Annotated in this window: 25 protein-coding genes; 6 read left to right on the forward strand and 19 right to left on the reverse strand. The window is 31.4% G+C overall.

The genetic code is table 11. The features are described 5' to 3' along the window. Positions 1-10: 10 nt before the first annotated feature. The 8 genes from sbcC to sosA all read right to left on the reverse strand — a co-directional run bounded on the left by sbcC (position 11) and on the right by sosA (position 8172). Positions 11-3040 (reverse strand): exonuclease subunit SbcC, encoded by a 3030-nt coding sequence (gene sbcC / locus NST10_RS03450; protein ID WP_000803176.1) that lies wholly within the window; start codon positions 3038-3040, stop codon positions 11-13. Between the two features lie 3 nt (positions 3041-3043). Continuing rightward, a complete protein-coding gene (gene sbcD / locus NST10_RS03455; protein ID WP_000691309.1) occupies positions 3044-4165 on the reverse strand; it encodes an exonuclease subunit SbcD in 1122 nt (373 codons plus the stop codon). 123 nt (positions 4166-4288) lie between these two features. Continuing rightward, on the reverse strand, positions 4289-4756 hold the full coding sequence (locus NST10_RS03460; RefSeq protein WP_000966146.1) for a CcdC family protein: 468 nt from the start codon (positions 4754-4756) through the stop codon (positions 4289-4291). A gap of 93 nt (positions 4757-4849) precedes the next feature. Further along, a complete protein-coding gene (locus tag NST10_RS03465) occupies positions 4850-4948 on the reverse strand; it encodes a hypothetical protein (RefSeq protein WP_016187065.1) in 99 nt (32 codons plus the stop codon). Continuing rightward, positions 4935-5177: a YneF family protein gene (locus NST10_RS03470; RefSeq protein WP_000246909.1), complete on the reverse strand. Its 243-nt coding sequence runs from the start codon at positions 5175-5177 to the stop codon at positions 4935-4937. Before NST10_RS03470 ends, NST10_RS03465 begins: the two co-directional genes overlap by 14 nt. A gap of 277 nt (positions 5178-5454) precedes the next feature. Further along, the gene (gene tkt / locus NST10_RS03475) at positions 5455-7443 is read right to left on the reverse strand and encodes a transketolase (RefSeq protein ID WP_000481438.1); all 1989 of its coding nucleotides are present in this window, start codon (positions 7441-7443) and stop codon (positions 5455-5457) included. Between the two features lie 120 nt (positions 7444-7563). Beyond that, positions 7564-7803 carry a DUF896 domain-containing protein gene (locus tag NST10_RS03480; protein ID WP_000071351.1) on the reverse strand — a complete coding sequence of 80 codons (240 nt, stop codon included), beginning with the start codon at positions 7801-7803 and terminating at the stop codon, positions 7564-7566. A 135-nt stretch (positions 7804-7938) separates the two neighbouring features. Next, positions 7939-8172, reverse strand: coding sequence for a DNA damage-induced cell division inhibitor SosA (gene sosA / locus NST10_RS03485; RefSeq protein WP_000499651.1), 234 nt, complete (start codon positions 8170-8172; stop codon positions 7939-7941). A gap of 142 nt (positions 8173-8314) precedes the next feature. On the opposite strand from sosA, the gene lexA reads away from it, so the two are divergent. Continuing rightward, on the forward strand, positions 8315-8938 hold the full coding sequence (gene lexA, locus NST10_RS03490) for a transcriptional repressor LexA (RefSeq protein WP_001208760.1): 624 nt from the start codon (positions 8315-8317) through the stop codon (positions 8936-8938). Positions 8939-9317: 379 nt separating this feature from the next. On the opposite strand, the gene NST10_RS03495 is transcribed toward lexA, so the two are convergent. The 5 genes from NST10_RS03495 to NST10_RS03515 form a co-directional block, all read right to left on the reverse strand. Continuing rightward, a complete protein-coding gene (locus tag NST10_RS03495; RefSeq protein WP_001798092.1) occupies positions 9318-10334 on the reverse strand; it encodes a CAP domain-containing protein in 1017 nt (338 codons plus the stop codon). A gap of 21 nt (positions 10335-10355) precedes the next feature. After that, positions 10356-11333, reverse strand: coding sequence for a GMP reductase (guaC, locus tag NST10_RS03500; protein ID WP_000688127.1), 978 nt, complete (start codon positions 11331-11333; stop codon positions 10356-10358). Positions 11334-11489: 156 nt separating this feature from the next. Then, positions 11490-11759 carry a 30S ribosomal protein S14 gene (gene rpsN / locus NST10_RS03505; protein ID WP_001085657.1) on the reverse strand — a complete coding sequence of 90 codons (270 nt, stop codon included), beginning with the start codon at positions 11757-11759 and terminating at the stop codon, positions 11490-11492. A 453-nt stretch (positions 11760-12212) separates the two neighbouring features. Beyond that, the gene (gene rpmG / locus NST10_RS03510; RefSeq protein ID WP_001265708.1) at positions 12213-12362 is read right to left on the reverse strand and encodes a 50S ribosomal protein L33; all 150 of its coding nucleotides are present in this window, start codon (positions 12360-12362) and stop codon (positions 12213-12215) included. Between the two features lie 90 nt (positions 12363-12452). Then, a complete protein-coding gene (locus NST10_RS03515) occupies positions 12453-13970 on the reverse strand; it encodes a catalase (protein ID WP_000089857.1) in 1518 nt (505 codons plus the stop codon). A 203-nt stretch (positions 13971-14173) separates the two neighbouring features. Here NST10_RS03515 and NST10_RS03520 point away from each other — a divergent pair, with 203 nt between their 5' ends. The 3 genes from NST10_RS03520 (at position 14174) to NST10_RS03530 (ending at position 16161) form a co-directional block, all read left to right on the forward strand. Continuing rightward, positions 14174-15628 carry an amino acid permease gene (locus NST10_RS03520; RefSeq protein WP_000389946.1) on the forward strand — a complete coding sequence of 485 codons (1455 nt, stop codon included), beginning with the start codon at positions 14174-14176 and terminating at the stop codon, positions 15626-15628. A gap of 139 nt (positions 15629-15767) precedes the next feature. After that, complete coding sequence (locus tag NST10_RS03525; protein WP_001791424.1) at positions 15768-15872, forward strand: hypothetical protein; 105 nt, start codon at positions 15768-15770, stop codon at positions 15870-15872. Then, positions 15847-16161 carry a hypothetical protein gene (locus NST10_RS03530; protein WP_000580201.1) on the forward strand — a complete coding sequence of 105 codons (315 nt, stop codon included), beginning with the start codon at positions 15847-15849 and terminating at the stop codon, positions 16159-16161. The genes NST10_RS03525 and NST10_RS03530 overlap by 26 nt, the downstream gene beginning before the upstream one ends. A 291-nt stretch (positions 16162-16452) precedes the next feature. On the opposite strand, the gene NST10_RS03535 is transcribed toward NST10_RS03530, so the two are convergent. From NST10_RS03535 to NST10_RS03550, 4 genes are read right to left on the reverse strand one after another with little or no spacing between them, the layout of a single operon-like run. After that, the gene (locus NST10_RS03535; RefSeq protein ID WP_000186306.1) at positions 16453-17256 is read right to left on the reverse strand and encodes a Cof-type HAD-IIB family hydrolase; all 804 of its coding nucleotides are present in this window, start codon (positions 17254-17256) and stop codon (positions 16453-16455) included. 57 nt (positions 17257-17313) lie between these two features. Next, positions 17314-18228, reverse strand: a complete 915-nt coding sequence (thrB, locus tag NST10_RS03540; protein ID WP_000073177.1) for a homoserine kinase — start codon at positions 18226-18228, stop codon at positions 17314-17316. 1 nt (position 18229) lies between these two features. Next, on the reverse strand, positions 18230-19291 hold the full coding sequence (thrC, locus tag NST10_RS03545) for a threonine synthase (protein ID WP_001255453.1): 1062 nt from the start codon (positions 19289-19291) through the stop codon (positions 18230-18232). Between the two features lie 5 nt (positions 19292-19296). After that, a complete protein-coding gene (locus NST10_RS03550) occupies positions 19297-20577 on the reverse strand; it encodes a homoserine dehydrogenase (RefSeq protein ID WP_000735863.1) in 1281 nt (426 codons plus the stop codon). 190 nt (positions 20578-20767) lie between these two features. On the opposite strand from NST10_RS03550, the gene NST10_RS03555 reads away from it, so the two are divergent. Then, complete coding sequence (locus tag NST10_RS03555; RefSeq protein WP_339211268.1) at positions 20768-22150, forward strand: aspartate kinase; 1383 nt, start codon at positions 20768-20770, stop codon at positions 22148-22150. A gap of 53 nt (positions 22151-22203) precedes the next feature. Here the strand turns inward: NST10_RS03555 and NST10_RS03560 are convergent, their stop codons facing one another. Further along, positions 22204-22779 (reverse strand): hypothetical protein, encoded by a 576-nt coding sequence (locus NST10_RS03560; RefSeq protein WP_001819878.1) that lies wholly within the window; start codon positions 22777-22779, stop codon positions 22204-22206. A 330-nt stretch (positions 22780-23109) separates the two neighbouring features. Between NST10_RS03560 and NST10_RS03565 the strand changes: the two genes are divergently transcribed. After that, on the forward strand, positions 23110-23964 hold the full coding sequence (locus NST10_RS03565; protein WP_000011827.1) for a hypothetical protein: 855 nt from the start codon (positions 23110-23112) through the stop codon (positions 23962-23964). A gap of 142 nt (positions 23965-24106) precedes the next feature. Here NST10_RS03565 and NST10_RS03570 read toward each other — a convergent pair whose 3' ends face one another. Further along, positions 24107-24640: a thermonuclease family protein gene (locus NST10_RS03570; protein WP_000841344.1), complete on the reverse strand. Its 534-nt coding sequence runs from the start codon at positions 24638-24640 to the stop codon at positions 24107-24109. Positions 24641-24777 lie beyond the last annotated feature (137 nt).

Here is a 24777-nt window from a genome sequence, read left to right on the forward strand (position 1 = left end):
TTTTTATGTTTTAATTTCTTTTGAATCTTGTTGAACTCTGATATTGATCTGATTTCACTTCTAAAACTAAAGGTATTCTATTTTTCAATTCGCTCACATGTGAAATAATCCCAACCATTCTACCAGTTGATTTAAGATTTAACAAAGTGTCTAACGCTGTTTCAAGCGTTTCTTGATCTAATGTACCGAATCCTTCATCAATAAAAATTGATTCTAGTGAAATACCTCCTGATTGCTGCTGTACAATTTCACTTAACCCTAAAGCTAATGCAAGCGACGATTGGAAAGTTTCTCCACCTGATAACGAGCTAATATGTCTAGACTTATTTGAATGCAAATCAAATACATCAATTTCTAGGCCACTAAGACCATGAGAAACCGCTTCTCGCCTAATTAGTTGGTATCGATTATCTGACATTGTCGCTAATCTCAGATTTGCTTGAGCAATAATTTGATCTAAATAGTAAATTAAGACGAAGTTTTCCAATGTAAGATTTTTGTTATTCTTACCACTGACAATCTCAGCCAATTGAAATATTTCTTGTTGATCCTTTAATTCTTGATTTAAGTAATTAATATGCGAAACTATAGATTGTGTTTTATTAATATTATTTTGACATTGATAATGAACAGCAGAGTATTCATCTATCAGTGTATTCATCTTTCCTTTTTTTAGTTCATATTCATCTTTTAATTTATCAGAGTCCAATAACTCTTTATCTTTGGTTAATGATTCTAACCTAGCTATTTCCATTTCAAATTCATGATAACGTTTTTTATAAGTATCCCTTTTCTGCTCTAATTCCTCTTGCTCGCCCCTCCAGGCTATTATTTCATTTATATCATTGTTATCAGTTAAATTCAGCCTCGACATTTCCATTTCAATAGATTGTTCATTCAATTCTAAGTCATTATTGTAAGTTTCTAGTTGTTTTTCATAGTGATTTAGATTATTTTGCTCAATTAACTTTCTTTGAGATAATTGTATTAACTTATCTTCAATCTGGTTTGAGTGTTCTTGATGTTGATTCACATCTTGTACATACTTCTTATAATCCACCTCAAAATTAGTGATATTATTATATTTCGAGAGTGTTTCAAATTCAGTGATGAGATTTCGACATAATTTCAACTCAGATTCATTTTTATTTAGACGCAATTGTTTATTATGAATTTGCAACGTTAAATTATCTTTTTCTTCTTTCATTTGTTCTATAAATTTATTAAGCTCTCTTTGATTATTCAATGCATTTTCATTTTCTAGCAGACGCTTATTCAATACTTCGAGTGAGAAATCACTTTGCGTTTTAATATTAATATTCGATATTTTTTCATTAACAAATTTAATTTCAGAATTATGTACAGCAATATTCGATTTCATAGTGTGGATATTTGCTTCAATTTCTTTAATTTCATTTTGACGTTTAGCGATACTGTCAAAATCAATATGATGCCCTAAATCCTGAATTTCATTACCACATATCGGACATTGATCTCCAATCTTTACAGCAGATTTAATTTCACTTATAAAACTTTCTTTATCATTTAAGTCCAATTTTGATTTATCGTAGCGATCTAATTTTATTTCGAGATTCTTCAATGTAGATGTTTCTTCATTAATTTGATTCTCTAACTCTTGCTTACTACCTAATAGTTTATCTAATTCAGCTTTAGCTTTTTCATTTTCTTTAATTACATTAATTTCATTATTTATGTTAGTTATCGCATTATTTAGTTCGATAATTTTCTCGTAATCACTTTCGTTATTACCTATTGAATCTTCGACCTTTTCTAAACCTTCAATTAGATTATTTAATTCATCAGCTAATTGTTCACCCTCAGTTCTCAAGCGTTCAATATTGAGATAACTTTGTTGATACTTATTAATATCGTTAAATAATACTCTAGTTTTATCAATAAAAGAGATTTTACTTTCAATTAAATCTCCGTTTTCTTCTAACATTCTTTTCTCTTTGTCTATGTTTCGCTTATCACACTCAAGATTCAATATTTTATTATTGGTTTCAGAAATATCTTTTTTGCTATTAGCGATTTTAGTTTCAATTTTTTCTCTATTTTCAATATAATTCAATAGGTTTGTAATATCTTGTAACAACTTTAACTTAGCTTCAATTTCCTCTATTTCAGGTTGTTGCTCTTTCAATTGAACGAAATCAATTTTATTTTTGTTGAGTTGATTAATATTATCTTTTAATATATTATTTTCTAGTGTTTTCTTTTCTATTATTTCATAGTCTTTAATAGCAGTTTCTTTACTTTCATTTACAAATGCTAGTATTTCTTTCGACCTAGCTTGTAAAAGTGGTATATTTTCAATCACTTTGTCTATCTGTTGAGTGGCAACCTCTAATAAGCCTTTTATTTTGTCATCATCAAATGATTCAATTTCTTGCCATAAAAGGTCAATTTGTTGATATCTATTCTCGATTTGAGCATTTTCTTTTTTTACTTCTTCTTTTAATATTTCTCGTATAGCTTCAAATTTTTCACTGTCAAACAGCGTTCTTAATATCCCTTGCTTTTCACGACTGTTTGATATTAAAAAGCGTTTGAATTCACCTTGAGGCAAAATAAACAATTGTCGGAATTGATCTGCATTTACTCCTAATAATTCAATAATGAATTGGGTACCTGAAATTACTTTACTTTCTCTAATTTCATACTTGCCATCCACCATCTCAAATACATCAAATTTAGCGTTCGTTTTTGTTGTATTACCTTCTTTGATATAAGGGCCTTGTCTATGCACTTTATAAATTCGATTATTTAATTGAAATTCAAACGTTACTGACATCGGCTGTTTACCATCAGCGAAATGACTTCTCAAATCATTTTCTTCTCTTTGTTCAGTTGATGCTTTACCAAACAAGGCATAAGTCATTGCATCAAAAATCATTGTTTTACCCGATCCAGTCTTACCACTTATTAAAAACAATTCATTATTATCAATTTTAGAAAAATCAATTTCTTCTTTTAAAAAGGGGCCGAAATTATTCAACTTTAAATGTAATGGTTTCATTCATTAATCCTCCTTTCTCAATTCGTTTTCTAAAATATTTTTTATCTTATTAGATTGGATATCCGATAATTCTTTATCAGTTATATGGTTATAAAACATTTCGATGATTGACATGTCATCTTTTTCACTTATTTCTATAGCATTATTTTCTTCATTGTAACTAAAAGTTTCATTCGTCAGCGCTAAAGTATTAGGATAAATTTGTTTTAAACTCATCATTGGATCAGTAATATGAGACATATTTTTAAGTTTAAAATGTAAATAATTATCTTTATTTTTCACATGAACTTTTTCATTAATAACATCATTATATTCGCCCGAGATAATTTCCAATTGTCTAAGCGGCTTAAGAGGAATAAATACATCGTTAATAATGCCATCATTAATTGTTACACGTCTATACCCTTTTGCTTGACCCGCTTCCGAAAATGAATACTGCAATAAGGAGCCACTATATTTAATTTTGTCGTCTTCTATACTAAATGGATGATGCAAGTGACCTAGCATGACATAATCAAATATATCAAAAACACCTTTCTGAACTGATTCAACCGTTCCAATAGTTAATGGTCTTTCAGAATCAGATGTCTTTCCACCTTGAACAGTCAGATGACTAATTAAAATATTGATGGCACCTTCATCAATTTCCGGTGCTATTGTTTCAATACAGCGCGTAATTCCTTGTTGATGCGTTTCAATGGTGTCATCTTCAAAATAGTGTTTCATTTCGCTCACAGTAGCATAAGGGAGTGTATAAAAATTAACCCCATTTATCTCTATTGGTGAATTAATCGATGTAAAATCTGTTCTTATAAATAACTGATTATTTTCAAACCAACTCGCCCCATAGTTTAATCTCTCTTTACCATCGTGATTTCCGCTAATCATAATTATTGGTATACGCAGTTCTAAATTCAGCTTTCCAATCGCTTGTTCTAATAACATGATTGCATCTTTACTTGGATATGTTGTGTCATATAAATCTCCAGCTATCACAATGATATCAGGTTCTTCTTCTTTCATTTTTTCTACGAACATATCTAAAATATACGCTTGATCTTCTAAAAGCTGTTTGCCATTTAATATTTTCCCTAAGTGCCAGTCTGCTGTATGTATAATTTTCATTACTGCCTCCATATAGAACATTTGTTCGCTTTTATTTTAATATAATCATTTCACCTTTTCAAGTAAAATTAAAACCACTCATTGACTGATTTAGAAGTCGATCACAAGTGGTTTTAGAAGTAATTAATTGATTAATGTTTTCTTTAGTTTTTTGTATTTATATAGCATTGCTACTCTCCAAGGAACAATCATACAGAATGCTAATAAAAAGAACATGCCGCCTAATTCTCCAGGATCTATTTCATTACTAATGAATATTTTCATCACAGTACGAATGACAAGTAATGAAATCAAAATAACTGGAAATGCTTTAGATCGTTTCATATAAATTTCTGTACCTTTGACTTCAAATCGAGAAGTCCAAATTAGAACTGTAGAAAAAAGCAAACCAATTATAAAGGCTTCTAGCATTTCCGATCCTGTTAGCCTAAAATATGGAACGACGTACATCAATGCACCAGTCGCCATAAAAAACGGTGGCAAAACTATTTTTTTCTCATTTACCGGATAATTTTGAGCTTTCATACGAATAACTATAACTAGAGTTCCCATAAATAAAGCTACAATGATTGAAAATATTAAATAGAGCACGCAGACACCTTCTCGTTAAATAAACTCTCTGTAAATCATACAAAATGAATTATAGCATTTCTCAGTCTATTCGTCATTTTGTTAACTTTAATTTTAATAAACATATTTATCCTTATTAATTTGATTATAAAAAGAGGCCATTTCCATATCTGGAAAATAGCCTCTATCAATTGCGAATTTACTTTTTCGCACTCTTCATATTTTGATCCATATTTTTATTCATCATCGTCATCATTTGATTAATTTTCTTCTGAGAAGGTTTTTGACCCATTTGCATCATCATCATACGAAGCATTTCTTCGTTGATTGGTGGGTTTTTCTTCAAGTAGTCCATCATATATTTTCTAGCTAAAAGGAAACCTCCAATTAAACCTAAAATTAATGCAGCTACTATAAAAATAATTGCTAACCAAGTTGCCATTGTTTCACCCGCTTTCTTTATCCTACTGAATTTTACTAAATTCATCACATTATTTCAAGAACTAGTTTATTCAAGTATTTTAATATCGATACTAAAAATAATATCAAAAATCATGCTGTTATAACAGAGGTTTTAAAGATTAATCTGAAATAGTATATTTTCAAAACTTATCACTTATGATGTAGTTTGAGTGCGATACTCTAAATTTCAACACTTTAAAAGAAGCCTAAGATTATGCATCCTAGACTTCTAAACATACTCGCTTTATAAATTATTCTTATAAGCTCATAACTTGGTTTAAGATATTTTCTTTTGTAAAGCCATATTTTTCAACTACTAAATCGCCAGGTGCACTTGCGCCAAAGCCGTCAATAGCAATAACTTTACCTGCAGTACCTACATATTTATGCCATCCAAGCGGTGAAGCCATTTCAATCGCAACACGTTTTGTTACGCTTGATGGAATAACTGATTCTTTATATTCTTCAGATTGTTGTTCAAATGCATTCCAGTTAGGCATTGAAACAACACGCACTGATTTACCTTGTTTTTCAAGATCTTTAGCAGCTTCAACTGCAAGACTAACTTCTGAACCTGAAGCTAATAATAGAAATTCTGGTGTCTCTTCAGAGCCATAAACTGTATAGGCACCTTTTCGAACGCCTTCTTCAACTACATCTTCTGGTACATCTAAAACCGGTAAGTTTTGACGTGTCAATACTAATGAAGTAGGTGTAGATTCAGATTCTAAGGCAACTTCCCATGCTACTCTTGTTTCATTACCATCAGCAGGACGGATAACATTCATATTTGGAATGGCTCTTAATCCAGCTAATTGTTCAATTGGTTCATGAGTAGGACCATCTTCACCTACTGCAATTGAATCATGCGTGAAGATGAACGTTGCATTTAATCCCATAATTGATGATAAACGTAACGCTGGTTTTAAATAATCACTAAATACGAAGAATGTTGCACCATATGGATGTAAACCTCCATGTGCAGCCATACCATTTACAGCAGCACCCATAGCAAATTCACGTACACCAAACCACACATTTTTACCTTCAGGTGTTTCAGAACTATAATCTGTTGCATCATTTACATTGGATTTGTTTGAACCAGCAAGGTCTGCTGATCCACCAAAGAATGAAGGGACAGTTTTACTGATTGCTTGAATAACAGTACCAGAATCAGCACGAGATGCACCATTATGACCAAATTCAAAACGTGGTAATTCATCCTTATAATTTTTAGGCAATTTACCACTAATCGCTAATTTAAATTCTTCTGCTAATTCAGGATATGTTTCTGCATATTTTTCTAATAATGAATTCCATTGAGATTCATCTTCATTAGCACGTTTTAACATAGTATTTTGGAAAATTTCGTATACTTCTTCTGAAACATTAAAACGTTTTTCAGGATCTAAACCGTAATTTTCGAATGTTAATTTTCTTTCATCTTCACCTAAAGGTGCCCCATGAACACCATTAGTTCCTGCTTTATTCGGTGAACCAAATCCGATTGTTGTTTTAACTTCAATAATTGTTGGTCCTTCTTGAGATTTAGCTGTAGTAATCGCTTTATCAATTTCTTCTAAATCATTACCATCTTTAACTAGTAAGTAATTCCAACCATATGCTTCAAAACGAGCTTTTGTGTTTTCAGAAAAAGCTTTGTTTAATTCGCCATCTAATGAAATATCATTTGAATCGTATAAAACAACTAATTTACTTAATTTATTATGTCCAGCAAATGAAGCTGCTTCATGCGAAATACCTTCCATTAAATCACCGTCAGAAGCTAATACATATGTGTAATGATCTACAACATTATATCCTTCTTTATTAAATTTCCCTGCTAGGTGATCTTCTGCTAAAGCCAATCCAACTGACATAGCAAAACCTTGTCCAAGTGGTCCAGTAGTAACTTCTACACCATCTGTATGTCTGTATTCAGGATGACCTGGTGTTTTAGAACCCCATTGTCTAAATTGCTTTAATTCTTCTAATTCTAAACTACCAGAAACATGTAACAAGCTATACAATAGTGCTGAACCATGCCCTGCAGATAATACGAAACGGTCTCTATTGAAGTAATCTTTAGATTGTGGATTAAAATTCAGATGACGTGTCCACAAAGTGTAAGCCATTGGGGCAGCTCCCATAGGTAATCCTGGATGACCAGAATTCGCTTTTTCGATTGTGTCGATACTTAGTGCACGTAGCGTATCAACAGCTAATTGATCTTTTTCATTAAACATCTTGTGTATCTTCCCTTCTTCAATTTTATCAAATACATTATAACTTATTTTAAAATAAAAAGATAAGTAAAATACTTATTTCAAGTTATAATGTCAGAAAATTCTTTACAGATTTGTGTTTTAATTTTTATTATCTCTTTTTTGTTGTATCTCTTTAATTTTTTCAGGTGTTACATCATTACCTTCTGGATCAATTACTTTAGTATTTTCAATTTGTTGTTTAAACCCTTTTCTAAAACTCTCAAGATAAGCTTTTCTTAACGCTGTTTGCTCCTTTGCTTCTTCTTGAGTTAATCCTACTTCTTTTTTCTTTTTAGCTAACTCGTTAATTCTTTCGATATTCAAATCAGAATTACTCAATTAAAAAACCTACCTTCAATTTGTTTATTCAATCATTATAATACTTTAACAAAATATAACAAATTTAAGATCAGCAAAAAAGTAATAAAAAACGCTATTTCGCAAAAATAGGCAAAATAACGTTGTGACAATGTATCAATTTATTAAAGCGAACACTTTCCCATCTCTTTGTTCGCTATTGTTTGTAGGGTCTTTATGTTCGTATGCTTTATTTATCGTATTGTTCTTAATTTGATGGTCAGTCATTTCGTACACTTGTTCCGAGTGAGCACTAACGTTCGCACTTAACAAGAATATTGCAAAGGCTGCACTTGAAACTAAAAATATGATGATATATGTTGATACGTTTTTATATTTATTGTAAAACATCATTTTCACTCCTAGAACATTTGTTTGTATTAGTAATTTATAAGAACTTATGTTCTGTGTCAATATTTTAACGAACAAATGTTTGTTTTGGTTGTGAATTAATGATATACTGTATTTAAATTAATTTAGGGAGTGCCTATATATGAGAGAATTAACAAAACGACAAAGCGAAATATATAACTATATTAAACAAGTTGTTCAAACGAAAGGTTATCCGCCTAGTGTTCGCGAAATTGGTGAAGCAGTTGGCTTAGCATCCAGTTCAACTGTTCATGGTCACCTTTCACGTCTTGAAGAAAAAGGCTATATAAGAAGAGATCCAACGAAACCACGTGCTATAGAAATTGTAAGTGATCAAACAAATGATAATATTAATATGGAAGAAACGATTCATGTGCCAGTTATTGGTAAAGTCACAGCAGGTGTTCCTATTACCGCAGTAGAAAATATTGAAGAATATTTTCCATTACCTGAACACTTAACATCGACACACAATAGCGACATATTCATATTAAACGTCGTAGGCGACAGTATGATTGAGGCTGGTATATTAGACGGAGACAAAGTAATTGTTCGCAGTCAAACCATAGCAGAAAATGGAGACATTATTGTTGCTATGACTGAGGAAGATGAAGCAACTGTCAAACGCTTCTATAAAGAAAAAAATCGTTATCGATTACAACCTGAAAATAGTACAATGGAGCCAATTTACCTCGACAATGTTGCTGTAATCGGGAAAGTAATTGGTTTGTACCGCGAAATGTAATATTTTAAACCGTTATATATTATCGTAATTGTTAAGCCCTCATTTTTATAAATTTTGGACCTCTTGAAAAAGTTACGTTTTCAAGAGGTTTTATTTATTCTAATCTAAATTCAGTTCAAACAGAAATTGCGAATTGTTAGATAATCTCATTCTTTAATATAAATTTTGAATTACAGATTCCTGCAAAATGTTACACAAATTAAAACTCGCCCCCGTAATAATTTACAAGAGCGAGCCATTATTATTTTTTTCTTTCTTTTTTATTAAGTATATCTTTGACGCGTTCAAGTATATCCGCATCTTTTGGTTTATCTGTTGTCATCATGTTTATCTACTTCCTTACAGACAAACATTACCCTTTAATCTCATGCCAAAAACATTAATCAGTATAATTTTCTGTCCAAAAAGGTTGTTTTTCATCATTAAAATCAACACCAACGCCTAATATTTTAAACGTATCATTTAAAATATTTTTTCTGTGACCAATAGAATTCATTAATCCTTGATGTGCATAGATACTACTAACTTGACCATATGCTAAATTCTCTCCGGCTGAGTTAAATGCAATACCATCTTTTTTCAATCGATCAAATGGTGATTGACCTTTTAAATTTGTATGATCAAAATAATGATTTTTGGCCATATCTTTACTATGCTTACGAGCAGTTTCAGAATTCTGTTTAGAATACTTCAATGTAGATAATTGATGTTGTTTTCTTTCAGCATTAACTAAATCAAAATTTTGTAGTTCAAAACTATCTGCAAGCGATTTCGAAGGTGCTCCATATTGTTCTTTTAATCTATTTTCCATAGCATCACTTACTTGTAAAACAGCTGTTACATTATTACGTCGATGCTTATCATAAAATACCGTCGTATAAATGTGATTTTTATGGAAAACATCATATTCTTTATTATTTTGTTCGTAACGCACTCTACCTTTAACAATCTCTGTTTCTGGTTCACCTAATCTTTGCCTTACAACCGATTTCGGTGTATTGTATTTAATTTTTGATTTTGAAGTGATGATATTTTGATTTGTATATAACGCATTAACTTTATCTTTAATGTAACTTACCATGATAAAATTATTGTAATCACCATCATAATACGTATACCACTTCGTACCATATTCATTAAATGTCACTCTTTTTGGTTTATTTAATGTTTTCTCAACATCTGATTTCGACATGTTCATTTGTATATTGTTAAAGGCAAATTGTTGTTTCTTCGGCGTATCCAATTTATTTTCCGCAGAAATTGTTTCTTTATTGATGTGAATGTCAATATATTGTCTTACTTCATTTTGTAAATGAATGAATGGTTTAAATTCTGTTATTGGCGCAATGATAATAATTGATAAAAATGCAACAACAGTTACTATGAATTTTTTAATTTACATCACCTACTATAAATATTAATCTCTATCACCGTTGAAAATAGAGTTTCTAACAATAACATAATCTACAGTACGTAATGATTTCAAGTCTTTTCCACCGGCATAAGAGATTGAACTTTGTAAATCTTGTTGCATTTCTTTTAGCGTATCCGTTAACGAACCTTTATGTTCTACAAACATTTTTTTACCTTCAACATTTTTATGTTCGCCTTTTTGAAATTCAGATGCACTACCAAAATATTCTTTATACTGTTTACCATCAAGTTCTACAGTTTCACCAGGTGATTCTTCGTGTGCCGCAAATAATGAACCAATCATGACCATTGATGCACCAAATCTAATTGACTTAGCGATATCGCCATGCGTTCTTATACCACCATCGGCAATCAAAGGTTTACGAGCTGCTTTACTACATATGTTTAATGCCGCTAACTGCCAACCACCAGTACCAAAACCTGTTTTAATTTTTGTAATACAAACTCTACCAGGACCTATACCGACTTTGGTAGCATCAGCACCAGCATTTTCTAATTCTCTAACACCTTCTGGCGTACCAACATTACCAGCAATAACAAAACTATCAGGTATATGGGTTTTAATATGTTTAATCATGTTTATCACTGAATCTGAGTGACCATGCGCAATATCAATTGTAATATATTCGGGGATTAACTTTTCTTGAGCTAATTTTTCTATAAAATCAAATTCCGCTTTCTTTACACCAACTGAAATAGATGCAAATAAGCCTGAATTTTGCATATGTTTTATAAAAGGTATTCTTGCTTCTTCATCAAAACGATGCATGATATAAAAGTAATCATTTTCAGCAAACCATTTCGCTAATTTCTCATTCATAACTGTTTGCATATTTGCAGGAACTACAGGTAGCTTGAATTTTTTCGGACCAAATTGGATAGTTGTATCACATTCAGACCTACTTTCAACTATGCATTTATTAGGTATTAATTGAATATCTTCGTAATCAAATATTTTCACTTTAAATAGCCCCTTTAAAAACTAATTATTTTTAAATGCAAATTAAAAACCGAATGTTTCCTTATTAATATGAGAAAACATTCAGTTTATAGCATTCGTATATACTGTACATTGTTTTATTGATATTGTAAATGGGCTAAAGTACGAAATTTGATTTTACCAACTTGATTTTTTAACACCTGGAATTTGTCCTTTGTGCGCATGTTCTCTAAACGCAATACGAGACATTTCAAATTTACGTAATACACCTCTAGGTCTTCCAGTTACTTTACATCTTCTAGTTAAACGTGTAGGTGATGAATCTCTTGGTAATTTTCTTAACGTTTCGTAATCACCTTTTGCTTTTAACTCTTTACGTAATTCGTAATATTTATTTACTAACTCTTCTCTTTTTCTCTCTTTTGCTATTTTAGATTTCTTAGCCATATATAGTTACCTCACTTTTTATCAAATCGTAATTATTACGATTTATATAATAACACAATCCTCACATAATTCAACAGTAAAGTTTCATTTCTTTGTTAAATCATTTTTTAAACCATCAAATTTAACATCAAAGTGTATTGTCGAACATTTATAAAACATATCCACAATTACTTCTTACTTATTAAATCCCGCATTGAAATTTTAAATTCTACTATATTAATTACTCTTTCAAGCATTCGCTAACAAAGTGACTTTATAAAATTAGTAATCTATTTCCTTCTATCAATATTCTCAAATTTTAATAAAGTAACAACTAATACAAACATATATTGTTCTATCGATGAAACTCAATTCATTAATCACTCTTCACAAAAATTTCATAAAAAAGCGAGCTCCCCCATATAATAGGTAAGCCCGCTTTATTTTCAAATCGTCGTATTTGAATGATAAGAATTACTTAGTTTCACGATGTAACGTATATTTGTTTAATCTTGGGCAATATTTTTTCATTTCAATACGCTCAGGATTATTACGTTTATTTTTAGTAGTGATATAGTTACGATCGCCACATTCTGTGCATGCTAATGTTACGTTTACGCGCATGTTAAACACCCTCTCTTGTTAGGAATCTTTACGATTTATTATGATATCATAAACTGCTCAACTACGCAATATAGAAACTACATATCAAATTTATTTTTCAAAGTTTTCGTATGTTTCATCATTTTCAGTTTCAAGATCAATAGAATTTATATCAATACCTAATGCTTTTGCAACACCTTTACCATATTCTGGGTCAGCTTTGTAACAATGACGAATATGACGTCGTTTAACATCATCCGTTACGCCTTCCATTGCATTTGCTGTATTTGTAAAAATTCTTTCTTTAGCGTCCTCTGATTGTAATCTAAACAATTTACCTGGTTGTTCAAAATAATTATCATCATCTTGACGTTGATTATATTCATAGCCGTATCCATCAGTTGGGAATGGTGGCTTTTTATATTCAGGTTGAGAATCAAATTTACCATGGTTATTTGGATAATAATGTGTTCCTCCACCTTGGTTATTGTCAACTACGCGCATTTGACCATCTCTACTAAAAGGACAAATATTTTCAATACCAACACCTTTAGGTTGGTTTACAGGAATCTGCCAATGATTAACTCCTAATCGATATCTTTGCGCATCGCCATATGAGAATAAACGCCCTTGCAGCATTTTGTCTGGAGAAAAATCTAATCCTGGAATAATATTAGTTGGTGCAAACGCAGCTTGTTCAACATCCATAAAGTAATTATCTGGATTTCTATTTAATTCAAACTCTCCAACTTCAATTAGAGGATACTCATCGTGATACCATACTTTTGTTAAATCAAATGGATTATCTTTATGGTTTTTAGCTTGTTCCTCAGTCATTACTTGAATATACATTGTCCATTTTGGATAATCACCTTTTTCAATGGCTTCGAATAAATCGCGTTGAGATGAATCGCGATCTGTTGCTATAATTTCAGCAGCTACTTCATCAGTTAAGTTTTCAATACCTTGTTGCGTTCTAAAATGGAATTTAACCCAAACACGTTCACCAGAATCATTATACATAGAGTATGTGTGTGAACCGAACCCATGCATGTGACGCAAATCTTTAGGAATCCCTCTATCTGACATTAAGATCGTTACTTGGTGCAATGCTTCTGGAAGCCCCGTCCAGAAATCCCAGTTATTTTGTGCATCTCTCATATTTGTTCTAGGATCTCGTTTCACCGCACGATTTAAACTAACAAATAACTTTGGATCTCTAAAGAAGAATACTGGTGTGTTATTCCCTACTAAATCCCAGTTTCCTTCTTCAGTGTAGAACTTTAACGCAAATCCTCGAATGTCACGCTCCGCATCAGCAGCACCACGTTCTCCTGCTACAGTAGAGAAACGGGCAAACATTTCGGTTTGCTTACCTATTTCAGAGAATATTTTAGCATTCGTATATTTTGTTATATCTTTAGTTACAGTAAATGTCCCAAATGCACCAGAACCTTTGGCATGCATACGACGCTCAGGTATTACTTCTCTATCAAATTGAGACATTTGCTCTAAGAAGTAAATATCTTGCATTAAAAGAGGTCCCCTAGGCCCTGCTGTCATACTATTTTCTCGATCTGATACTGGATGCCCAAAAACACCAGTTAACTTTTTATCTTGTCGTGACATAGTCATCCCTCCACAATTTATAATAATTATAATTTAATACATATTATAATTTAACCCCATCAGAATTACAATTAAACATGCTCAAGATGATTAAAAAATCAGAAAATTTTAATTTTTCCGCTATACAGTGCTAAATAGTTATTGAATAGTACACTTAAAAAGCTTACAATAATGGGTATATTTAAATAGATGGGAGACTAAATATGGAAGATAATAAAATGAACCGTAGTCTTAACTCAAGACACATTTCCATGATTGCTATAGGTGGTGCAATTGGGACTGGTCTATTTGTAGCTACTGGTAATATCATTTCTCAAGCTGGTCCTGGAGGCGCTATACTCGCTTATCTTGTTATTGGTGTCATGCTATATTTCTTAATGGCATCAATTGGAGAGTTGGCAACATTTTATCCAGTATCAGGTTCATTCAGCTCTTATTCAACACGCTTTATTGACTCATCTCTAGGCTTTACCATGGGATGGTTGTATTGGGCATTGTGGTCATTAGTTACAAGTGTTGATGTCATAGTAGCGTCAAATGTGCTTTATTTCTGGGACACATTTAAATTTTTCCACCCCATTACTTGGAGCTTAATCTTTATTACAATTTTACTATTATTAAACATTTTTTCTGTAAAATCATTTGGAGAAACTGAGTTTTGGTTATCATTAATTAAAGTGTTAACAATCATCGTATTCGTTATTTTTGGCTTTTTAATGATTTTCGGTATCTTAGGTGGTCATGCATATGGATTTGAAAACTATACAAAAGGCCAAGCACCGTTTGTTGGTGGTATCTCTGGTTTCCTAGGCGTATTATTAGTCGCTGGATTCTCAGTTGGTGGTACTGAAGTAGTAGCAGTAACTGCTGGCGAATCAGATGATCCTAAAAAGTCTATGCCTAAAGCAATTAAACAAGTGTTTTGGCGTATTCTTTTATTCTATGTATTATCAATTGCAGTCATTGGTGCAATTATTCCGTACACAGATCCATCATTATTAAGAGCAAGTAGTTCAATAAGTCAAAGCCCATTTACAATTGTATTCGATAGAGTAGGCATAGCCTTTGCAGCATCAGTAATCAATGCGGTTATTTTAACTTCACTATTATCCGCTGCAAATTCAGGTGTTTATACAACAGGCAGAATGTTGTATTCCTTAAGTTCAGACAAAAAAGCACCTAAATTTTTAAGTAAATTAAACAAGACAACAAAATTACCATTAAGAGCATTATTAACTACATATGCAGTCGTTGTTATTGTTATTATTTATGCAAACTTTAATTCAAATGCCGTTTTTAATTTACTTGAAATTATTGGTTCAATGATTATAGTTGTTTGGGGATCAAGCATTTGGTCACAAATACGATTGCGACAAGCTATTAAAAAACAAGGTCAAGATCCTAATAAGGTCCTACCATATAAAGCACCTTTTTATCCATTAGGACCAATCATTGTCATCGCTACGCTATTATTCTTGCTATTTGGTGGTTCAGTTGAATATATTTTAAAAGATCAATGGTTAAATGCTTTTAAAAACTTTTTACCTTTAATCATTCTAGCGTTGATTTACTTTATTCATAAAATCATTCACAAAACAAAATTTGTAAAGCTAGAAACAATTAATTTAAAACCACACGATTATGACAATCAAAAATAAATAAATTCCCACACGGCAGATGCTTTAGATTATCTATAGCATTTGCCGCTTTTTTAATGGTGTAAAGTAGATATACTTTAATATCTTTTTCTAGTATAAAGTGTATTAACTAGTATTCTGTTTATATTTTATTATGACCATGTTACCATTCTTTATTTTAGATATTTTGCATATCGTGTATAATATAGATAACAATAACTTTTCAGGGGTGAAATTCAATGATTGGACAAACAAATTTATTTGATGATGTACTAAAGCAAGATGAGAGATTTGTTATTGTAGTTCAAGCATTAGAAGAAAAGAACGGACAATTATTAAAGAGAACTTTAAGGGAATATCCCGGTTTAAACCATAAACAAATGAATGATTTATTTACGCACTTAAAGGAATTATTTTCCGAAGAATCATTTGCTGAAAACCAATCAGCGTTCAGTATTACAGTTTATACAAATTTAGATTATACTGCTGACCAAATATATGCTCATGTAAAACGCTTCAGAGGGAAGCATGACTGGACACAAACAGCTAAATAAAATCAAGATGCTTGCAGTGATTTTAACAATTAATGTTAGATTGTCACTGCATTTTTTAATACATTCGTTATTACTCAGAATGATTCAAATTTATTTATCTACCTTCCGTGACTAATTAATACTTGATTTACTTAAAAAATATGCATCTACTCTATTCTTTAGATATCATTACTAATCTATAATATGTATTTCAAATGCGCCATATTATAGCTAACGCATTTTCACATAAATAAAAAGCCTTGACACAAGATATCTTATTCAAATATCCTGTGCTTAGGCTTATTTTAAAATTTATAACAATTTTTTGAGCGCATGTGGAATACCATTTTCATTATGGTCCAACGTAATTTCATCTGCATATTGCTTAAGTTCATCTGATGCATTCCCCATAGCAATAGCTAGACCTGCGACTTCAAACATTGATTTATCATTCATACTATCACCAAAAGCAATGACTTGATCCACCGAATATCCCAATTTGTGACATAACGCTTTAATTGCATTACCTTTTGAAACATCTTTAGCCATAAATTCTAAGAAGAATGGCTTACTTGTCGTAGCATCTACATTATCATTGAACACACCATTCAAATCAATTCTAGCTTCTGTAATATTCGCTACATAATCTACACCCATGACCTTAGGAACATCATCTTGAATATACGCTTTAATGTCATCAACACGTTTCATCGGTAAACCAGTTAATTCTGCTTCAATATTCATATATTCATGTTCGCTGTCGTAAATAATTTGACCATCATGATATGTAAGAACGAAAAAGCCTCTATCTCGACAATAATCTACAATTTCATCGAAATCCTGCTTACCAATCGATTTACTTACTTCTACTTCTTCATTAGTCATGTTAATCGTTTTACTGCCGTTATAACTAATAATATAGCTATGATGTTCAGGTAATTTTAAATCTCTAGCAGTTGGAATCATACCTTCAGTAGGTCTACCAGATGCTAAAACAACATAATAACCTTCATCTTGAATTGCTGTTAAATAATTTGCAGTTTCTTCTGATATCACATTATCTGAATTTAGCAATGTGTCATCCATGTCTAAAACGACAACTTTATAATTTGTCATATCGCATTAAATCTCCTCTCTATTTCACATTCAATACTATTTTACAATATAAAGTGTCTATTGGTATACAATTCGTTCTTTAACACCACTAACATTAATATCCACTAATTCAGAATGACATGTAACTACATTTCTATTTAAAGCGCGAACTAATTCGCCACTATTTTCTTTGCGACTAAATATTAAAATAGTTGGTCCAGCACCACTAATTACAGTTGCATAGGCATTATGTTGACTAGCAATTGTTTTCACTTCATCAAATTCAGCAATTAAATGCTGACGATACGGTTCATGAAAGCCATCTTGTTGCATGAGTTTACCTGCTAATTCATAATTGTGCTGTGCTAATGCACAAATCATTGTATTACTAATTGCACTACTTTTAACGGCTTCACTATGTGTTAATTTTTGTGGTAAAGCACGTCTTGATGCTTCTGTTTTTAGTTCATAAGTTGGTATCGTTACAATCACATCCACGTCTGGTATGTCGATATGTGCAACTGACGTTTCTTTCGTGACATCATTATAATATCCAGCGATTAAACCACCATAAATGGTCGGCGCAACATTATCAGGATGTCCTTCGATTTCAGTCGCTAATTGTAATACCTCGTGTTTAGATAGTTGGATATCACCAAAATAATTTGCGATATATATAGCTCCTACTAAAGCAGAAGCTGACGAACCTAACCCTCTTGCCAATGGAATATCACTTCTCATTTCGATACATAAATTAGGCAAGTCAACACTATATTTAGCAGCAACTTGTTGTGCCACATGATAAATAAAGTTTGTTTCGTCAGTAGGTAATTGCTTCGATGCATCATCATGGAAAATATATTCCCATTTTGTCCCTGATGTTTCTTTTACAGACAGATGCAAAAATTTATCTAAAGCCATACCTATAGAATCAAAGCCAACTCCAAGGTTGGCTGTTGATGCAGGAATTGTTAACTCCAAAACATTCGACATGTTATAAAGCTCCTTTAATATAATCGATAATGCTATCTTTATCATTTGGCAATGGCTTTATCGGATTATCTAATAGTGAAATAGCAGTATCTGGATCTTTTAACCCATTACCAGTTAAAATCGCAACTACTTTTTTACCTTGAGGTAATTTACCTTGTCTGTGCAATTTAATTAAACCTGCAATAGAAGCATTACTTGCTGGTTCACTAAAGACACCTTCTTTAGTTGTCATTAACTGATATGCTTCTAAAATTTCATCATCAGTAACACTATCTATTAATCCATTTGATTCTTTAAGAGCATTAGTCGCTTTATCCCAACTAGCAGGATTACCAATTCGAATAGCAGTTGCAATCGTTTCAGGATTTTTAATGACTTTATTTTGAACAATTGGTGATGCACCTTCAGCTTGGAAGCCAAACATTTTCGGCAATTGTGATCCTTTAGCTTCATGATATTCTTTAAAGCCTTTCCAATATGCAGTAATATTACCTGCATTACCTACAGGAATCGCTAAAATATCAGGTGCTTCACCGTCTAATTGTTGTACAATTTCAAATGAGCCTGTCTTTTGCCCTTCGATTCTAAATGGATTGACAGAGTTTACAAGCTCGATTTCGCCACTTTTTGCAATTTCTTTTACAATTTCTAAAGCTTCATCAAAGTTTCCTTCAATAGAAACGATTTCTGCACCATACATTACTGCTTGCGACAATTTACCTAATGCAATTTTACCTTCTGGTATTACGACGATAGCTTTTAAACCTGCTCTCGCTGCATATGCTGCTGCAGACGCTGATGTATTTCCAGTCGAAGCGCATATTACAATTTTCTTACCTTGCTCTTTTGCTTTTGTCACAGCCATTACCATACCGCGATCTTTAAATGAACCTGTCGGATTGGCACCTTCATACTTCACATATAAATCTATACCTAGTATTTCAGACATATTTTCACAATGAATGAGTGGTGTATTTCCCTCATTCAAAGTTAATTTTGGTGTATTTTCATTTACTGGTAAATGTGCTTTAAACTCTTCTACTAATCCTTGCCATCTTCTCATTATAATTAAACTCCTTCTACTGGGTATACTTTGTCAACTTCGTATCCATGCTTAGTGATTAATTCTTCCGGTGATGATTCCAATCCAACTATAACAGCGGCATATGCTTGATTATCGTAATTTGCAACTCTTAATGATCGGTGAAATGGTAATATTGCCTTTAACTCATTTTCAAAATTTTCAATTGAACCTTTGACATGATTCACTACTACAAAGAAATTGGATTTTTCTTTAATATTAATTTCTGCATCAGAATCCATCATTTCCCTTGTTTTATCTGTCTTTAATTCAAAATGTGGTGGCAATGTGTGTAAATCTGATTCAAAGAATAATGCTACATTCAATAAATCACTTACAACGGCACTACCTGTTGCTAAACTGCCTGCTCCTTTTCCATAAAACATCGTGTCACCAACGGCATCACCAATGACATAAATCGCGTTATATTCATCCTCTACAGCTGCTAATTGATGCTTTTTATCAATTAACGTTGGTTCTACTGATGCATTAACTTTGCCATTTTCATATATTCCCTTACCAATCAATTTAATTTTATACCCCAGTTGATCGGCTACATTAATATCAGTTAAAGTTACACCACTAATTCCTCTTCGTTTAACGTCGTTTAATTTAATGACTTGGTTAAATGATAAATATGATGTAATGACAACTTTACGCGCTGCATCTACCCCTTCTACATCATCAGTTGGATCCGCTTCAGCAAAACCAAGCCTTTTCGCTTCATCAAGTGCTTCCTCAAATGTCGTTTGCTCTTTAGTCATTTTTGATAAAATAAAATTAGAGGTACCATTTAAAATTCCCATAAATTTTGAAATATTATTCGCATTCAAACCATTATTTATGGCATTTACGATCGGAATACCACCTGCTACACTCGCTTCAAACTTTAAAGCTACACCATTTTCTTCTGCTAAATCTTCTAAAAGTTTAAGATGTACTGCTAATAAATCTTTATTTGCGGTAATAACATGTTTTTTATTTTTAAGTGCTGTTCTTAACCAATCTACAGTTGGTTCAATTCCTCCCATGACTTCAACGATAATATCTAATGAATCATCATTTAAAATTTCATTAACATCTTCAGTTAAATGATATTGACTAATATTTAGCGGTCTCTTTTTAGATTTATCTCGAACAAGAATATGCTTTATGACAATATCTTTATTTAATGTATCTTGAATTTGCTGTCGGTTCTCTTCGATGATTTTAACAACACCAGATCCGACAGTACCTAATCCTAATAATGCTATATTTAATTTTTTCATTTTATGTACCTCCGTTTGTGCTTTTGAGAAAAACAAATGTATTATTGAAAAACACTAGATGATAGTATAGTATAGAATTATTCTTTATTTTTGTAAAGTTCGTAATATTCAAAATATAAATACATAATATCATTCTTACTTACAAAACTGAATACAATTTTCTGATTTTTTAGAAAGGTTGGCATGCACTATGAAAGTTTCCAAATTCGGTGGTAGCTCCGTCTCCAATGCTACTCAAATTAAAAAGGTTTTAAATATTGTTAATTCTGATCCAGAGCGAAAGATTGTTATCGTTTCTGCTCCAGGTAAAAGACATGATAATGATATTAAAACAACTGATTTGTTAATCAGATTATATGAAAAGGTCATTAATCATCTTGATTATCATGATAAAAAAAGAGAAATTATTCAGCGTTATGATGATATTGTAAAAGAATTGCAAATGGATGAAAGTATTTTACGGACGATAGATGTGACTTTGGAACATTATATTAATCAATTAAAAAATGAACCGAAGAGACTATTAGATGCATTACTTTCTTGTGGTGAAGATTTTAATGCGCAATTGATAGCTTTATATAATAATAGTCAAGGTATACCAACAAAATATATATCACCGAAGGAAGCGGGTATTTTTGTTACTGACGTCCCACAAGAAGCACAAATATTAGATAGTGCTTACTCTGAAATTAAAAAATTAAGAGATTATGATGAAAAACTAATTATCCCAGGATTTTTTGGCGTATCTCATGAAGGATATATAGTTACATTTCCACGTGGCGGATCAGATATAACTGGCGCCATCATATCAAGTGGTGTTAGAGCTACAATTTATGAAAATTTCACCGATGTGTCTGGTATTTATAAAGCTAATCCAAATATCATCAAAGATCCTGAATTAATCGAAGAAATCACTTATCGAGAAATGCGTGAATTATCTTATGCTGGTTTTAGTGTTTTCCATGATGAAGCCTTACAACCACTTTATAAAGATCGCATCCCTGTAGTTATTAAAAATACGAACCGCCCTCAAGATAAAGGTACATTTATAGTGCATGATAGAGAAATAAATGCGAAAAATGTGATTAGCGGTATAAGTTGTGATAAAGATTTTACTGTTATTAATATCAAAAAGTATTTAATGAATAGACAAGTCGGCTTTACTAGAAAGATATTAGGTGTCTTAGAGGATAATAATATTTCATTTGATCATATGCCTTCAGGTATTGATACTATCAGTATCGTTATGCGTTCAAAACAAATTCAAAATAAAGAAACAAAAGTATTAAATGAAATTCGTCAAAAATGTGATGTTGATGAGCTAAGTATTGAGCATGATTTAGCAATTTTAATGATTGTCGGCGAAGGTATGAATAAAGTCATTGGTACTGCAAATAAAATTACACATGCCTTAGCTGAATCAAAAATTAACTTAAAAATGATTAACCAAGGTGCTTCGGAAATTTCGATGATGTTTGGAATTCATGTAGATGATGCTGAAAAAGCTGTATTATCTACATATGAGTTTTGCTATCGCGGGGTTGCATTAAAAAACTTGTGTGATAAAAACTAATATAAAAGCAATTCGTAACACATGTATTCAACTGCGTTATGAATTGCTTTTTCTTAATTATTTATTGTTCTCTGGATTGCATCCTTAATACGTTGCTCACCTACTACAAATTTTAAAATAAAAAATTGATAGTAGCTTAATGCATCTATGACGCGTTTATAATTGGAATAATGATGATACTGATGGTGTTGCATTAGATCATACATTAGAACAATCTCTGGTTTAATATAATCCACATCCCAATTTAGACTATGGAAGTAAATGTTACTCTTAGGTATACGTATATTCGGATCCAATCTAAAAATCCATTCATCGTTTACAACATCATAAACGAAAATACTCATTATTGTTGTATTATCATATTGCACATAAACTTTTGCAATTTTTGAAAGTGATAAATCTTCTTTAGCTATTGCTTGATCTTGCTTATCTATGTATAGTAACGCATATGATTGCGGAATAACTTTCACAATATCACTTAAACGCTTACGTTCCACGCATATTTCAACAATAGAAGGTAATTTTAATTCATCATTTAAGAAAAGCTGCATGGCAACTTCACCGTGAAATTTAAATAATTGCGATGATGTTTTCATTAAATTGTCCACTAATTGTTCTTTAGCATTCATTTCATTCACTCTCAAATACACCTCCTAAGCAAGCGCTTTCACAAATATCATTATACATTTTAAAATTAATGAATTCAATCTTCAAAATACTATGAGTGACCTAATTCTGTAATTTAAATGACCGTTATAACATAAATTCGACATAAACTTGAATTCACGAATCTTTCACGTCATATTCATTGAACATCAATATCTGTCAGTTTATAATTTGATTATAACAATGATGAACTAAAATCAACTAATAAAAATGTGGGAAATTGAATAACAATTAATCTTTATTAATTATTATTGTATACAAAGTTAAAGAAGTCAAAAAGGATTGGTGAAAAAATGTCTTTTTATGTTGTACTTATCATTATCATTGTAGCATTAATTGGTATATTAGTTTTAAATCAAAGGTATAGTAATAGTAAAATAGATACCGAAGTTTATGCAAGAAAGCAACTTATTAAAAAGAACAAAGCATTAAGTGCAGAAAATGCTGAATTAAGAAGTCAAATGCTGAGTTCTAATAATGATGTTGGCCACCATGCATACAAAAATGCTAAAAGAGAATTACGCAAGATTTTAGACAGCTATCTCGAAAATGGTAAATTAAAATATTACGATATTATCGTTACAAGCAATTTAGCTACTAAACATCCGTTTTTCGAGTATGCACGTTCATTTGATTTTATCATTGTTTCAGATATCGGTTTAATAAACGTTGATGTAAAAAGTTGGGGTGAAAAAACATTTTATCACTTTGATGTACCTGATGAGCATGATACAGAAATGAGCAATAGTAATATTGAAAAAGTTGTCGGTCATTACATTAGTCAGCAATATCATGATCAGTTTAATTCATCAAGAAAGTCTATCTATACTTTTACAGAAACTGTTCAACCAAATCGTGTTATTTATGATTTTTATGATTATGATCCGTATCAATTAGCAGCAAATAATGCTAAAGCATTAAAGGATCATATTGAACAAAACTTTAACTTTAAAGTCCAAAGTACCGGTGTTATTTACTTTAGTGATGGTACAGTTAATATCATTCAAGGCTCTGAAGAAAGAGATAAATATGTTGATACAGTTTCAACAAAATCTTCGTTACGACGTATTATTAGCGAAGCCATAGAGCTATCTAAACACCCTTTAAATAAAGAACAGGTTAATCAAATCACAGCTATATTCAAGTAAAATCAAAGGCATAATAATCCATTACGCTCGATACGCACTATGGTTATTATGCCTTTAAATTATTTCTATATATAAATTTATGGTAATAATAAATCGATGCTTCAAGTATATTTTACTTTAATATATATAATCACCTATTTAATTATTTACTCCAAATATTTAATTTCTGTTGTTTAGCTTTATTTTGTGCTTCTATAAATACATTTCTATATTTGCCATTTGGTGAAAAATACTTTTCTCTAGCAAGTCCCTTTTCCACTAATTCCTTATTGTACATACGATCTTTACTTATCCATACATACGCCAATGTTCTACCATAGCGATCTTGTTTTTCTTTATCATATTCTAAATAAACATCTTGATTTGTTAATGTCTTCTTACTATAATTTGATGCTTCTTTGCCAAATGGTTGTACAGGCGTATTCGGTTTCACCGTTTCTGGCGTATCAACCCCTATAAGCCTAACTTTAATTTCTTTACCATTTTGATTTGCAATAAATGTATCACCATCCACAACTCTTTGAACATGTACTTTATCTTTACCATTTAAATCTTGTACAGTTTCATGATTTGTTCCCTTTTTAAAAGGACCCTTATGATTCATAAATTGAAATGCTAATACACCTACAATAATGATGGCTACCACAATCATAGCAAGCGATTTATTTGACTTCATTTTGCCACCTACTTCTCTTTTTTCATTCCGATTAATCATATAAAAGTTAAGAAATATCGTCAATAGCCATATCTACATATTTCAATATTTTGGAAAGCTATAGCATGATATAATGTTATTGTTAAGGAGTGAAAATG

The sequence above is a fragment of the Staphylococcus sp. FSL W8-0305 genome, assembly GCF_037966415.1.
In the GTDB taxonomy this organism is placed as follows: domain Bacteria; phylum Bacillota; class Bacilli; order Staphylococcales; family Staphylococcaceae; genus Staphylococcus; species Staphylococcus aureus.